This is a genomic window from Bradyrhizobium sp. Ec3.3 (genome assembly GCF_000472925.1).
GTDB lineage: Bacteria > Pseudomonadota > Alphaproteobacteria > Rhizobiales > Xanthobacteraceae > Bradyrhizobium.
Map to the genome: position 1 here is coordinate 313,100 of NZ_KI421479.1, position 12,465 is coordinate 325,564.

The 12,465-nt window shown below is 63.6% G+C and carries 13 protein-coding genes; 6 read left to right on the plus strand and 7 right to left on the minus strand.

The annotated features are described in order from the left end of the window. The gene (locus tag YUU_RS59980; protein ID WP_156944986.1) at positions 1 to 177 is read right to left on the minus strand and encodes a hypothetical protein; all 177 of its coding nucleotides are present in this window, start codon (positions 175 to 177) and stop codon (positions 1 to 3) included. A 79-nt stretch (positions 178 to 256) separates the two neighbouring features. Here YUU_RS59980 and YUU_RS0148715 point away from each other — a divergent pair, with 79 nt between their 5' ends. Together YUU_RS0148715 and YUU_RS0148720 are read left to right on the plus strand one after the other, a co-directional pair. Continuing rightward, on the plus strand, positions 257 to 634 hold the full coding sequence (locus YUU_RS0148715; RefSeq protein WP_027528625.1) for an Hpt domain-containing protein: 378 nt from the start codon (positions 257 to 259) through the stop codon (positions 632 to 634). 120 nt (positions 635 to 754) lie between these two features. After that, a complete protein-coding gene (locus tag YUU_RS0148720) occupies positions 755 to 1,075 on the plus strand; it encodes a 2Fe-2S iron-sulfur cluster-binding protein (protein ID WP_027528626.1) in 321 nt (106 codons plus the stop codon). Between the two features lie 9 nt (positions 1,076 to 1,084). Here YUU_RS0148720 and YUU_RS0148725 read toward each other — a convergent pair whose 3' ends face one another. Next, complete coding sequence (locus YUU_RS0148725) at positions 1,085 to 1,552, minus strand: thioesterase family protein (protein ID WP_027528627.1); 468 nt, start codon at positions 1,550 to 1,552, stop codon at positions 1,085 to 1,087. Between the two features lie 185 nt (positions 1,553 to 1,737). Here YUU_RS0148725 and YUU_RS0148730 point away from each other — a divergent pair, with 185 nt between their 5' ends. The 3 genes from YUU_RS0148730 (at position 1,738) to YUU_RS0148740 (ending at position 4,355) form a co-directional block, all read left to right on the plus strand. Next, positions 1,738 to 2,766 carry an NAD(P)/FAD-dependent oxidoreductase gene (locus tag YUU_RS0148730; RefSeq protein ID WP_027528628.1) on the plus strand — a complete coding sequence of 343 codons (1,029 nt, stop codon included), beginning with the start codon at positions 1,738 to 1,740 and terminating at the stop codon, positions 2,764 to 2,766. A gap of 110 nt (positions 2,767 to 2,876) precedes the next feature. Beyond that, positions 2,877 to 3,476, plus strand: a complete 600-nt coding sequence (locus tag YUU_RS0148735) for a DUF2147 domain-containing protein (RefSeq protein WP_027528629.1) — start codon at positions 2,877 to 2,879, stop codon at positions 3,474 to 3,476. A gap of 528 nt (positions 3,477 to 4,004) precedes the next feature. Continuing rightward, on the plus strand, positions 4,005 to 4,355 hold the full coding sequence (locus tag YUU_RS0148740; RefSeq protein WP_027528630.1) for a hypothetical protein: 351 nt from the start codon (positions 4,005 to 4,007) through the stop codon (positions 4,353 to 4,355). A 114-nt stretch (positions 4,356 to 4,469) separates the two neighbouring features. Here the strand turns inward: YUU_RS0148740 and YUU_RS0148750 are convergent, their stop codons facing one another. After that, positions 4,470 to 4,733, minus strand: coding sequence for a hypothetical protein (locus YUU_RS0148750; RefSeq protein WP_027528631.1), 264 nt, complete (start codon positions 4,731 to 4,733; stop codon positions 4,470 to 4,472). 366 nt (positions 4,734 to 5,099) lie between these two features. On the opposite strand from YUU_RS0148750, the gene YUU_RS0148755 reads away from it, so the two are divergent. Continuing rightward, the gene (locus YUU_RS0148755; RefSeq protein ID WP_027528632.1) at positions 5,100 to 6,611 is read left to right on the plus strand and encodes a CYTH and CHAD domain-containing protein; all 1,512 of its coding nucleotides are present in this window, start codon (positions 5,100 to 5,102) and stop codon (positions 6,609 to 6,611) included. 241 nt (positions 6,612 to 6,852) lie between these two features. Here the strand turns inward: YUU_RS0148755 and garD are convergent, their stop codons facing one another. From garD to kdgD, 4 genes are all read right to left on the minus strand, one after another. Then, the gene (gene garD / locus YUU_RS0148760) at positions 6,853 to 8,394 is read right to left on the minus strand and encodes a galactarate dehydratase (protein ID WP_027528633.1); all 1,542 of its coding nucleotides are present in this window, start codon (positions 8,392 to 8,394) and stop codon (positions 6,853 to 6,855) included. 133 nt (positions 8,395 to 8,527) lie between these two features. Continuing rightward, a complete protein-coding gene (locus YUU_RS0148765) occupies positions 8,528 to 9,976 on the minus strand; it encodes an aldehyde dehydrogenase family protein (protein WP_027528634.1) in 1,449 nt (482 codons plus the stop codon). Between the two features lie 21 nt (positions 9,977 to 9,997). Next, positions 9,998 to 11,350, minus strand: coding sequence for a glucarate dehydratase (gene gudD, locus YUU_RS0148770; protein WP_027528635.1), 1,353 nt, complete (start codon positions 11,348 to 11,350; stop codon positions 9,998 to 10,000). 27 nt (positions 11,351 to 11,377) lie between these two features. Continuing rightward, positions 11,378 to 12,322: a 5-dehydro-4-deoxyglucarate dehydratase gene (gene kdgD / locus YUU_RS0148775; protein ID WP_027528636.1), complete on the minus strand. Its 945-nt coding sequence runs from the start codon at positions 12,320 to 12,322 to the stop codon at positions 11,378 to 11,380. Positions 12,323 to 12,465 lie beyond the last annotated feature (143 nt).

Here is a 12,465-nt window from a genome sequence, read left to right on the forward strand (position 1 = left end):
CTATTGGCAGAGCGCTGCGAATGAAATGGCCGCGATTAAGACAATCTTAATCATCGTTAACAGGATCGGGCCGTAAGGCCTTAGCAATAAATGAAATTTTCCACGGAACTCTGCGGATTGCGGCAACTTTTCGTCAATATGAGGGCGGAATTGGGTAAAATAGGCATAACGTTCCATTAACCATTTCCGTGGTTGGGTTAGGTCGAAAGCTTCGCCGCCAGACCGGCGCGTTGCCAGCGATGCCGGGGCCCGCGCCATGATGCCTGATCTGCAACGGATGGACTGGATGCCCTCGCCGCCGCTTGCTCCGCTCGACCATCCCCTCGATCTCGACCATCTCGCGCGCATGACCCTCGGGGATGCCGAACTCGAATCCGAGGTGCTCGCGATGTTCGTGGAGCAGTCGAGCCGCCTGATCGCGGCGATGGCGGCGCTCCCCGCAGATGCACCCGCGCTGGCGCACATGCTGAAAGGCTCGGCGCGGGGAATCGGCGCCTTTGCGGTGGCGGACGCAGCCGCTGAACTCGAATGCGCAATCCGGACCGGTGACAATCCGACCCGCGCCTTCGCTGTGCTGAGGGAGGCGGTCACTGAGGCCCGCGAAGCGATCGAGGCGATCCTGCGCCGCGCCTGAGGGCGGTCCCCAAATCCATCGGATTGCCGGAGACTGGCGCACTAGCGCTGCGCCAAGCGACCCGTTATAGGACAGCGCGGACCCTCCCTCATTCCCAAGACTCCGGCAGCACGAGCACACATGGCCAAAATCCACTATGTCGACCACAAGGGCGAAACCCGCACGGTAGAAGTCGAGAACGGCGCGACCGTGATGGAAGGCGCCATCCGCAACGCCATTCCCGGGATCGAGGCCGAATGCGGCGGCGCCTGCGCTTGCGCGACCTGCCACGTTTATGTCGACGAAGCCTGGCGCGAGAAGGTCGGCAGCCCGACTCCGATGGAAGAGGACATGCTCGACTTCGGCTTCGACGTGCGCCCGAACTCGCGCCTGTCCTGCCAGATCAAGGTGTCCGACGAGCTCGACGGGCTCGTGGTGTCGACGCCGGAGCGGCAGGCCTAACTAAAGAATCTAGACCTTCGACGGCGCGACCTCGATGCCGCGCTTGTGCCAGGGCTTGAGCTTCTCGATGACCTCGGCGGTGAGGGGCGTCGGCCGCCGCGAGGCCTCTTCGATGAGGACGCCGACCGAAATCGCGGAGGCAACGCATCTGCCTTCGGAGAACACGACCTGCTCGAAGGTCACCGACGTCCGTCCCAGTTTCACGACGCCGAGCCCAAGCTCGATCGTGCCCGGCCAGCGCAGCTCGGCGCGGAAATGGATGTCGAGCCGCACCATGATCCAGGCGAGCCCCGGCGGCGTCAGCCCGATCTTCGGGTCCTTCATCAGCGTGACGCGGCCGGTCTCGAAATAGGTGGCATAGACGGCGTTGTTGACGTGCTGGTTGGGATCGAGATCGCCGAAGCGCACATTGTCGCTGAGGCGATAGGGGAAATCCGCAAGTCGCGGCGCTGAATCCAGGCGGCTTGGTGCATTCACCGGTTGATCTCCGTCATTTCCTCCGCCGTTACATCCCAGTTATCCTGTCCCGGCAAGTAGCCCTGCCGGCAGGCGGCCAATGCTTTTATGCCTTCCCTGGGCCGTCGGCCTTGGCTAGACAGGAACTGCCCTTTCCGTTGCCTGCCGGGCGCCGTCCAACCGATAACGACCGATAAAGAGACGACATGAGCGACGCGATCAAAACCGATGTGCTGATTATTGGCGCCGGCCCCTGCGGTCTGTTCGCCGCCTTCGAGCTTGGCCTTCTCGACATGAAGGCGCATTTCGTCGACATCCTCGACAAGGTCGGCGGCCAGTGCGCCGAGCTCTATCCGGAGAAGCCGATCTACGACATTCCCGGCATTCCGCATGTCTCGGGGCAGGGCCTCACCGGAGCGCTGATGGAACAGATCAAGCCGTTCCATCCGACCTTCCATCTCGGCGAGATGGTCGAGAAGGTGGAGAAGATCGGCGATCCCGCGTTCCGCGTTACCACCGATGCCGGCAAGGTGTTCGAATGCAAGGTGGTGGTGATCGCCGCCGGCGGCGGCTCGTTCCAGCCCAAGCGCCCGCCGGTGCCGGGAATCGAAGCCTATGAAGGCACCTCGGTGCATTACTCCGTGCGCAAGATGGAGCAGTTTCGCGACAAGGAGATCTTGATCGTCGGCGGCGGCGATTCCGCGCTCGACTGGACGCTCAATCTGCATCCGCTGGCTAAGCGCATCACGCTGCTGCACCGTCGCGATGAATTCCGGGCCGCGCCTCACAGCGTCGAGCAGATGCGCGCGCTGGTGGCCGCAGGCAAGATGGATTTGAAGCTTGGTCAGGTCACTGCATTGTCCGGCTCTGACGGCAAGCTCGCCGGCGCCACGATCAAGGGCAACGACAACAGCGTCACCGAGATCGCCTGTGACACCATGCTGCCGTTCTTCGGGCTCACCATGAAGCTCGGCCCGGTCGCGAACTGGGGCATTGCGCTCGAGAACAATCTGGTGCCGGTCGAGACATCAGCGTTCGAGACCAACGTCCCCGGCATCTTCGCGATCGGCGACATCAACACCTATCCGGGCAAGATCAAGCTGATCCTGTGCGGATTCCACGAGGGCGCGCTCATGGCGCAAAAAGCCCATCGCTACGTCTATCCGGAGAAGCGGCTGGTGTTCCAGTACACGACGTCCTCGTCCAGCCTGCAAAAGAAGCTCGGAGTCAATTGATCCGGGCCGGAACGGGGAGAGCATCTCTCCCATGTTTCTGGTGCTGGAACCCTTCGCGAAATAGCCTTAGTCTGCGGCCATTCCAGTCGTGGGTTAACCAGGTGATCATAATGCGGAATATCTTTTCCAGCTTCCGACTGCTCTCGCTCGTCGCGCTCGGCCTCGCGCTGTCGCTCGCGATGCCGCGGCCCGTCGCAGCGCAGGCCCAGCAGCCCACGGCTGCGGGCCTCTGGCAGAAGATCGAGGACGGCAAGCAGGTCGGGTGGTTTCTCTTCATCGACCACAACGGCATCTTCGAAGGTGTGATCGCAAAGACCTTCCCGCGTCCGGGCGATGATCCGAACGAGGCCTGCACCAAATGCACGGATGATCGCAAGAATGCGCCGGTGCTCGGCCTGTCCTTTGTACGCGACATGAAGCGTGATGGCCTGAAGTACGAAGGCGGCAACGTGCTCAATCCGCGCGACGGCAACATCTGGAAGGCCAACATGAAGGTCAGCCCGGATGGTCAGACGCTCACCTTGCGCGGCTATCTCGGCATCTCGCTGCTCGGCAAGGACGAGACCTGGACGCGCCTGCCGGATGCCAACATCGCGCAGCTCGATCCTGCCATCGTCGCAAAATATCTCCCCGCGCAAGCCGTCGCCGCAAAGCCGCCAGCGCCCGCCGCGAAGAAGGGCGGCGCGATGATGGCGCCGATGAAGCAGTAGGGCGCGCGCCGCGACGCTGGTCGCCCGGGTCGTTGGTTTCAGGTCTTTCCCCGCACACCGCTGTCATTCCCCGCGAGGGCGGGGAATCCAGTACGCCGCGGCTTCTCCGTATCCTCGCACTGCCTCTGGAATACCGGATCGCCCGCCCCCAGTGCGCAATTGCGCACAAGGCGGGCGATGACAGTTGGAGTCGTGGATCGCACGCGCCCCGATCTCGTTATTGCGAGCGCAGCGAAGCAATCCAGGAATCTTTCCGCGGATAAATCTCTGGATTGCTTCGCTGCGCTCGCAATGACGGCGAAAAGCGACAGCTAATGGGAATGCAGTCCTGTTTGCATGAGTCCAAAGGCGCACGCCGCCGATGTCCCCAACAGTAGTTCCCCGGAATGTGTTTTGGCGCCCGTTTTGCATAGTGGTCGGGAAAGCTGCTGGGGGAGCGAATCGCTATTTCTCCACGCCTGCCGGTCCGTGGCAGACGAATAGCGGCGCTTGCGCCCCGCGGTGACACCGACCCGCGGAGACGAAGGAATGTTTGCAAGACATTGTGCCGCACTCGTGCTTGGCGTGATCATGCTGGCTACGACCGCGTTCGCGCGCGACGACGGGCGCTATGCCAATTCACCGCTCAAGCCCTGGTTCGAGAGCCTGCACAGCCAATACGGGCAATGCTGCTCGGACGCCGATGGCTACGTCATGGCCGACGTCGATTGGGAGTCCGACAACGGCCATTATCGCGTGCACATCGACGACGAATGGGTCGTGGTGCCTGACGGCGCCGTCATCACCGAGCCGAACAAGATCGGCCGCACCATGGTTTGGAAGCACTATGTCGACGGCCATCCACGCGTCCGCTGCTTCATGCCGGGCAGCATGACCTGAGGCGCTGCAGCCAATGCGCGGTCTGATCTGGATCTAAGTGCAGCGCGCGCAGATTGATGTCGGCGCGCGGATGCGTGAATGTGAAGACGGCGTGGTGCGCCACGATGTCGTCGGCTAGCGCTGCTCGCTCGTCGCGCTTGCGAGCACCCTGACGTGCGGCGACAGCACCGCGATCTGCGCAGGCGAGGCGGGCATGCCTGCGGCGGTCAGCATCGGCGTGGCGACCTGCTCCTGAACGCCGACGGCGCCGAGCAACTGCACTTGCGCCGCCGAAATTGGAAATGACTTCACTTCGTAAGAGGGAAGCTCGCCAGCAAATGCGCCGGCAGTGCTCGCGGTCATCGCGCCGGCAACGGCAATCATCGAAAGAATCCGCATTTCAATTCTCCTTGGAAAAATAACCAATCGCAGGGTTGGTCGCGATGACGCCGGAAGAGGTTCGCAAATCTGCGAAGTGTGAGCGGAGATATTTGGTTGCGAGGGACGGCAGTGACGAAGCGATTCGGAAACGCGCCGCTGTTATGTTTCAGGACTGTTTCGTGAAGCCTGTCGCACGCGAACAAGCGTCGTCGCGCTTCATGCGCCAGATTGCGGAGATCGGATGGCGTCGCGTCATAGCTGCGGCGAAAAGTCCGGTTGAAGTGGGAGAGGTCGGTGTCCCAGCCGGTCCCAACGGCCGAGTATTTCGAACGGTACTTAACCTCATCTCGTGCGTTATCCGCCGCAGCAGACAGGTGGAGCACGATGGCTGTCGAGACGGAACTGAAACTCCGTGTGCCCACGCGCCATTTCAAGGCGCTGGCAAGCGGACGCATGGCGGGCGGCAAGATCGGACCGCGATCCGAGAACGATCTGGTGTCGACATACTTCGATACCAGAAAATGCAAGCTGAAACGGCACGGCCTCACGCTGCGCGTGCGCGATGACGGCGACAGGCACGTCCAGACGGTCAAATCGGCCAACGGTGCGCAGTTCGGCCGCGGCGAATGGGAGGCGGAGATCAAGAACGGTGCGCCGAACCTCGGCAAGGCGCAGGGCACTCCGCTCGAGCCGTTTGCATCCGGGAAGTTGCGTCGCAAGCTGAAACCCGTGTTCGAGACATCGGTGCACCGCATCACGTTGCCGCTTCGCACCAGGAAAAGTGAGATCGAACTCGCCATCGATCGTGGACGTATCGTCGCCGGGCAACACTCCAGCCCGGTCGAGGAGCTTGAACTGGAACTCAAGAATGGCCTGCTTGTCGATTTGTTCCGCGTCGCGAGGTCGATCGAACGGAAATCGCAAGCCGAGCTCGATCTGCGATCGAAGTCGGACCGGGGTTATGCTCTTGCGCGCGGCGAGGAGCATCCGGTTCTTTCCGCCGCAAGCATCGCCTTGAACGCCGACTTGAATGCGGGTGATGCCTTCCGGACCATCGGTCGCGCAACGATACGCCATTTCTCGGGTAACGCCGACGCCGTCCGCAATGGCGATCCGGAAGGAATTCACCAGATGCGGGTGGGATTGCGCCGCCTGCGCGCGGCGATCTCGTTATTCTCGAAGGTCCTGTCCGGGGCGAGCACGGACAGGATCAAGCAGGAACTGAAGTGGCTCACCAACGAACTCGCGCCGGCACGTGAGCTCGATGTCTTCGTGACGGAGAATATCGAGCCTGCCACGCGCGACGTGCTGTTGCGCAGGGGCGGCAAGGCGATCAAGAAGGAGTTCTGTGCCAGGCGCGAGCGCGCTTTCGCGCGCGCAAAAGAAGCCGTCAACACGCAGCACTACCGGTCCTTGCTGGTCGATACGCTGCAATGGATCGAGGCCGACCAAACGATTGCGACTGAAGATGCGAAGACGCCGATCCGCAAATTCGCCGGCAGGCTGCTGCATCGCCGCATCAAGAAGCTGCGCAAGCAGGGACGGCATCTCGACGAGATGTCTGCCCAGGAGCGGCACAAGCTGCGCATCAGGGCCAAGAAGATCAGATATGCGATCGAGTTCTTTGAAAGTCTTTTTCAGTCTCGGAGCGAACGGAAGCAGGTGGCAGCGTTGTCCAGGCATCTGAAAAAGATTCAGAACGCGTTTGGCTCGCTCAACGATTTTGTCGCGCATCGCGACATGGCTGTCGACGCAGCGCTCAAGGCGCGGGCGCCACGCCATGAAGGGCGTGCGCGTGCCTTGGCCTCGGGCGTGGTGCTCGGCCGGGAGGACCAGGCGGTCAAGCCGCTGGTGAAGGTCGCGGAAAAGGAAGTGCGGGGGTTGGAGGCGATTTGAAAGGTGCGTCGCATCGCCGGCGTTTTGCCTTTCACTCCGCCGTCATTCCCCGCGACCCGGCTACGCCAAGGCTTCGCCGGGGTTTGCAACGTTGGCTCGCCGAAGCTTTAGCGTAGGCGGCAAGCGGGGAATCCAGTACGCCGCGGCTTCTCCGTATTCGTCACGGTCTCTGGAATGCTGGATCGCCCGGTCAAGCCGGGCGACGACGCCTGAGCGTGCTGCCCGCGTCTGAATTCGCGACTTAAGTCACCGGCGCGGGATTGAACAGCGTCAGGTCGTTGTGGATGCCCCAACGGTCCGACCAGGGCTTGGTGCGGCCGCTGGCGACGTCGAGGATCAGGCGGAACAGGTCCCAGCCGGTTTCCTCGATGGTTTTTTCGCCGGTGGCGATGCGGCCGGCATCAAAGTCGATCAGGTCCTTCCAGCGCCGTGCAAGCTCGCTGCGCGTCGCGACCTTGATCACGGGGGCGGCCGCGAGGCCGTAAGGCGTGCCGCGGCCGGTGGTGAACACCTGCAGCGTCATGCCGGAGGCGAGCTGAAGCGTGCCGCAGATGAAATCGGACGCAGGGGTTGCCGCAAACAGCATGCCCTTCTGCGTCGCCTTTTCGCCGGGCGAGAGCACGCCGGTGATGGCGCTCGAGCCGGACTTGACGATCGAGCCGAGCGACTTCTCGACGATGTTGGCAAGCCCGCCCTTCTTGTTGCCGGGCGTGGTGTTGGCGCTGCGGTCGGCGCCGCCGCGCGCGAGGTAAGAGTCGTACCAGGCCATCTCGCGCACCAGCGCGCGGCCGACGTCCTCGTTGATCGCGCGACGGGTGAGCAGCTGGATGGCGTCGCGCACTTCGGTGACTTCCGAGAACATCACGGTGGCGCCGGCGCGCACCAACAGATCCGCGGCGTAGCCGACGGCGGGATTTGCGGTGACGCCGGAGAAGGCGTCACTGCCGCCGCATTGCAGGCCGATGACGAGATCGGAGGCGGGGCAGGTCTCGCGCTTGCGCGCGTTGAGAATTTTCAGGCGCGCCTCGGCCTGGGTCATGATCGCATCGACGATCGCACCAAAGCCGTCGAAGGCTTCGTCCTGCATGCGTACGATGGCGTCATTGACGCCCTCAGGCACGAGCCGCTCGGGCGCGAGCTTCTCGCAGCCCAGGCCAACCACGAGAATCTCGCCGCCGAAGTTCGGGTTCAGCGCGAGGTTTTGCAGCGTGCGGATCGGCACCACCGCGTCGGGCGCGGTGATCGCGACACCGCAGCCATAGGCATGGGTGAGGGGAACGACGTCGTCGACGTTCGGATATTTCGGCAACAGCTCGGCGCGGATGCGCTTGACCGCATATTCCATCGTGCCCTTGACGCATTGCACGGAGGAGGAGATGCCGAGGATGTTTTTGGTGCCGACCGAGCCGTCCGGATTGCGATAGCCCTCGAAGGTGTAGCCTTCGAGCGGGGGCAGCGGGGCGGGGACGGCGGTGGAGATTTCGAGCTTGTCGAGCGCAGGCGCCTCCGGCATGCGGATGCGCGCCTCGTCGACCCATTCGCCGGCCAGGATCGGGGAGAGAGCATAGCCGATCACCTCGCCATAACGGATGATCGGCGCGTCTTGCGCGATATCGACCAGCGCCGTCTTGTGGCCTTGCGGCACGAAGGCACGCAGCGTCAGCCCGCAGGCAAAGCGGGAGCCGGCGGGAAGCCCGAAATCATTGACCACGATCGCGACATTGTCGCGCTCGTTGAGCTTGATGTAGCGGGGCTGCTCTTTCGCTGCGACTGACTGGTCCATCTGCTCTTGCCTCAGAACTTGAAGTCGTAGGGTGGGCAAAGGCGCAACGCGCCGTGCCCACCATGCTTCACACCGAACATAAGCGGTGGGCACGCTTCGCTTTGCCCACCCTACGATATCTACGATCGCATCATCAGCCGGGGAATGTGTAGCCGGTCTTCACCGTGGTGTAGAATTCGCGGGCGTACGAACCCTGCTCGCGGGCGCCGTAGCTCGATCCCTTCCGGCCGCCGAACGGCACGTGATAGTCGACGCCGGCGGTCGGCAGGTTGACCATCACCATGCCGGACTCGCTGTTGCGCTTGTAATGCGTGGCGTATTTCAGGCTGGTGGTGCAGATCCCTGAGGCGAGGCCGAACTCGGTGTCGTTGGAGATCGCCAGCGCTTCCTCGTAGTTCTTGGCGCGGATGACTGCAGCGACGGGACCGAAGATTTCCTCACGCGCGATGCGCATGTTGTTGTTGGCCTCCGTGAACAGCGCCGGCTGGAGATAATGGCCGGGCGTTTCGCGCTTGAGCAGCTCGCCGCCCCAGGCGAGCTTTGCGCCTTCGTCCTGGCCGATCTTGATGTAGCGCAGGTCCTGGTCGAGCTGGCTCTGATCGACGACGGGGCCGATATGGACGCCCGCCTTGAGTGCGTCGTCCACCGACAGGCCTTTCAGGCGCTCGGCCATCGCCGCGACGAAGCGGTCATGGATGCCTTCGGTGACGATCAGGCGCGAGGACGCCGTGCAGCGCTGGCCGGTCGAGAAATAGGCGCCGTTGACGGCGACCTCGACGGCGGTCTTGAGGTCCGCATCGTCGAGCACGACCAGCGGATTCTTGCCGCCCATCTCGAGCTGGAATTTCTTCATGGGGTTCGAGAGCACGCAGGCCTGCGCGATCTTGCGCCCCGTCTGCACAGAGCCGGTGAAGGAAATCGCGGCGACGTCGGGATGGTCGAGCAAGGTCTGGCCGACCACGGAGCCGGAGCCGACGACGAGGTTGAATACGCCGGCCGGAATGCCGGAGCGGGTGATGATTTCGGACAGCGCGTGCCCGGAGCCCGGCACGAGCTCGGCCGGCTTGAACACCACCGTGTTGCCGTAGCAGAGCGCGGGCGCGATCTTCCAGGCGGGGATCGCGATCGGGAAGTTCCAGGGCGTGATCATGCCGATGACGCCGACCGGCTCGCGGGTGATCTCGACCTCGAGGCCGGGACGCACGGAGGCGCCCTTCTCGCCGATCAGGCGGAGCGCTTCGCCGGCGAAGAACGCGAAGATCTGGCCGGCGCGGGCGACCTCGCCAATGCCTTCGGGAAGGGTCTTGCCTTCCTCGCGGGCGAGCAGGCGGCCGAGCTCTTCCTTGCGGGCGAGGATTTCGGTCGAGATCCTGGTCAGCGCGTCAAAGCGCTCCTGCGGCGTCGAGCGCGCCCAGGCCGGGAAAGCGGCCTTGGCAGCCGCGATGGCCTTTTCGGTCTGCGCCTTGTCGGCCTTGGCATATTCGCCGACGACGTCGTTGGTGTTGGAGGGGTTGATGTTCTTGGTGATGCCGGAGCCGTCGACCCATTCACCGCCAATGAAATTCTTCAGGATCGCAGTCATCTTTTTCCTCCAGGAAAGTTTTTAGCGCACGAGGCAAGGACGCTTGTCGTCGAAGGTCCAGCCGGGGATCAGGTACTGCATGGCAATAGCGTCATCCCGGGCACCAAGTCCATGCTGCTTGTAGAGGCCATGCGCGGCTTCGATGGCTGCCCGGTCGATTTCGATGCCCAGGCCCGGTTTGTCGGGGATGGCGATCTTGCCGCCCTTGATCTGGAGCGGCTCCTTGGTGAGCGCCTGGCCGTCCTGCCAGATCCAGTGGGTGTCGATCGCGGTGACGTTGCCGGGGGCGGCGGCGCCGACATGGGTGAACATGGCGAGCGAGATGTCAAAGTGGTTGTTGGAGTGCGAGCCCCAGGTCAGGCCGTTGTCGCGGCAGGTCTGGGCGACGCGCACCGAGCCTTGCATGGTCCAGAAGTGGGGGTCGGCCAGCGGGATATCAACCGCACCGAGACGCAGCGCATGGGAGAGCTGGCGCCAGTCGGTCGCGATCATATTGGTCGCCGTCGGCAGCCCGGTGGCGCGGCGGAACTCGGCCATGATCTCGCGGCCGGAGAAGCCGGCTTCGGCGCCGCAGGGGTCCTCGGCATAGGCGAGGATGCCGTGCATGCCCTTGCAGAGCCGGATTGCCTCATCGAGCGACCAGGCGCCGTTGGGATCGAGCGTCACGCGCGCATTCGGAAAACGCTTGGCGATCGCAGTGACGGCCTCGATCTCCTGCTCGCCGCGCAAGACACCGCCCTTCAGCTTGAAATCGGCAAAGCCATAGTGATCGTGGGTCGCTTCCGCGAGCCGCACGACGGTCTCCGGCGTCATCGCTTCCTGATGGCGGAGATTGAACCAGTCCGGCTTGCCGGTCTCGCCTTCGACATAGGCGAGACTCGTCCTGCGGCGGTCGCCGACGAAGAAGAGATAACCGAGCGTCTCGACGCTCTTGCGCTGCTGGCCTTCGCCGAGCAGGGCTGCGACGGGCAGGCCCAGATGGTGGCCGAGCAGGTCGAGAAGTGCGGATTCCACCGCGGTCACGGCGTGGATCATCACGCGCAGGTCAAAGGTCTGCTTCCCGCGGCCGCCGGCATCACGGTCGGCAAAGGCGGTGCGGATTTCGGCGAGGATGTTGTTCAGGGCGCCGACGGTCTTACCGATCACGAGATCGCGGGCGTCTTCCAGCGTCTTGCGGATCTTCTCGCCGCCCGGCACCTCGCCGACGCCGGTGTGACCGGAGTTGTCGGTGAGGATGACGATGTTGCGGGTGAAGAACGGCGCATGCGCGCCGCTCAAGTTGAGGAGCATGCCGTCGCGGCCGGCGACCGGGATCACCTGCATCGACGTGACGATTGGTGCGCCGGCGACTGACGCGCTGGAGACTTCGACCATCGGCTGCTCCTCCCTTTTTTCGTTTCGCTATTCTGCCGCCTGTTGTGCCGATTGCGCGGCGGGCAGGTTTTGCACGAGCGCGGTGAGTTCCGCCATCTCCTGCTCGGTGAGATCAGTGAGCGGTGGGCGGACCGGACCGGAGTCGCGGCCGATCACCTTCTTGCCGGCCTTGATGATCGAGACCGCATAGCCCTTCTTGCGGTTGCGGATGGCGATCAGCGGCAGGATGAAGTTCTTCAGGCCGGCGTGAATGGCCTCATGATCGCGCTTGCGTACGGCGGCGTAGAACCTGGTCGCAAACTCCGGCACGAAGTTGAATACGGCCGACGAGTAGGTCGTCACGCCCATGTCGAGATAGGGCAGGGCAAACGTCTCAGCCGTGGGCAGGCCGCCGATATAGGTGAGGCGGTCGCCGAGCTTGGTGTAGACGCGGGTCATCAGCTCGATGTCGCCGATGCCGTCCTTGTAGCCGACGAGATTCGGGCAGCGCTCGGCGAGGCGCGCGAGCGTGTCGGGCTGGAGGATTGCATTGTCGCGGTTGTAGACGATGACGCCGATCTTCACGGCGGCGCAGATCGCCTCGACATGGGCGGCGAGGCCCTCCTGCTCGGAATGGGTGAGATAGGGCGGCAGCAGGAGCAGGCCGTCGGCGCCGGCCTTTTCAGCGCCGATCGCGATCTCGCGTGCGGTCGCGGTGCCGTAGCCGGTGCCGGCGAGCACGGGCACGCGGCCCTTGGTCTCGTCGACGGCAACCTTCACCACTTGCGGAACCTCGGTCGGCGTCAGCGAGAAGAACTCGCCGGTGCCGCCGGCAGCGAACAGGCCGGCGACGTCATAGCCGCACAACCAGTCCATGTTGGCGCGGTAGGTCGCCTCGTCGAAGGAGTAATCCGCCTTGAACGGCGTGACGGGGAAGGACAGGAGGCCGGAGCCGATCTTCTGGGCCATCTCCTGCGGGGTCATCTTGCTCATGGGCGCTGCTCCCTTTGGGTTTTGAAGGCGGCGCGCAAACGGGCACGCCGGTTGTTCTGGAAGACGCGCGAACCGCTGCGTCCATGGGCCGTTACTTAAGAGACCGTTCGATGCGCGTCCAAGCCAAAGCCTATATCGAATGA

What these genes read in the sequence shown, in the direction of transcription:
- YUU_RS59980 (WP_156944986.1), bottom strand. Translation starts at nt 177, where the DNA reads ATGGAACGTTATGCCTATTTTACCCAATTCCGCCCTCATATTGACGAA.
- YUU_RS0148715 (WP_027528625.1), top strand. Translation starts at nt 257, where the DNA reads ATGATGCCTGATCTGCAACGGATGGACTGGATGCCCTCGCCGCCGCTT.
- YUU_RS0148720 (WP_027528626.1), top strand. Translation starts at nt 755, where the DNA reads ATGGCCAAAATCCACTATGTCGACCACAAGGGCGAAACCCGCACGGTA.
- YUU_RS0148730 (WP_027528628.1), top strand. Translation starts at nt 1,738, where the DNA reads ATGAGCGACGCGATCAAAACCGATGTGCTGATTATTGGCGCCGGCCCC.
- YUU_RS0148735 (WP_027528629.1), top strand. Translation starts at nt 2,877, where the DNA reads ATGCGGAATATCTTTTCCAGCTTCCGACTGCTCTCGCTCGTCGCGCTC.
- YUU_RS0148740 (WP_027528630.1), top strand. Translation starts at nt 4,005, where the DNA reads ATGTTTGCAAGACATTGTGCCGCACTCGTGCTTGGCGTGATCATGCTG.
- YUU_RS0148750 (WP_027528631.1), bottom strand. Translation starts at nt 4,733, where the DNA reads ATGCGGATTCTTTCGATGATTGCCGTTGCCGGCGCGATGACCGCGAGC.
- YUU_RS0148755 (WP_027528632.1), top strand. Translation starts at nt 5,100, where the DNA reads ATGGCTGTCGAGACGGAACTGAAACTCCGTGTGCCCACGCGCCATTTC.
- garD (WP_027528633.1), bottom strand. Translation starts at nt 8,394, where the DNA reads ATGGACCAGTCAGTCGCAGCGAAAGAGCAGCCCCGCTACATCAAGCTC.
- YUU_RS0148765 (WP_027528634.1), bottom strand. Translation starts at nt 9,976, where the DNA reads ATGACTGCGATCCTGAAGAATTTCATTGGCGGTGAATGGGTCGACGGC.
- gudD (WP_027528635.1), bottom strand. Translation starts at nt 11,350, where the DNA reads ATGGTCGAAGTCTCCAGCGCGTCAGTCGCCGGCGCACCAATCGTCACG.
- kdgD (WP_027528636.1), bottom strand. Translation starts at nt 12,322, where the DNA reads ATGAGCAAGATGACCCCGCAGGAGATGGCCCAGAAGATCGGCTCCGGC.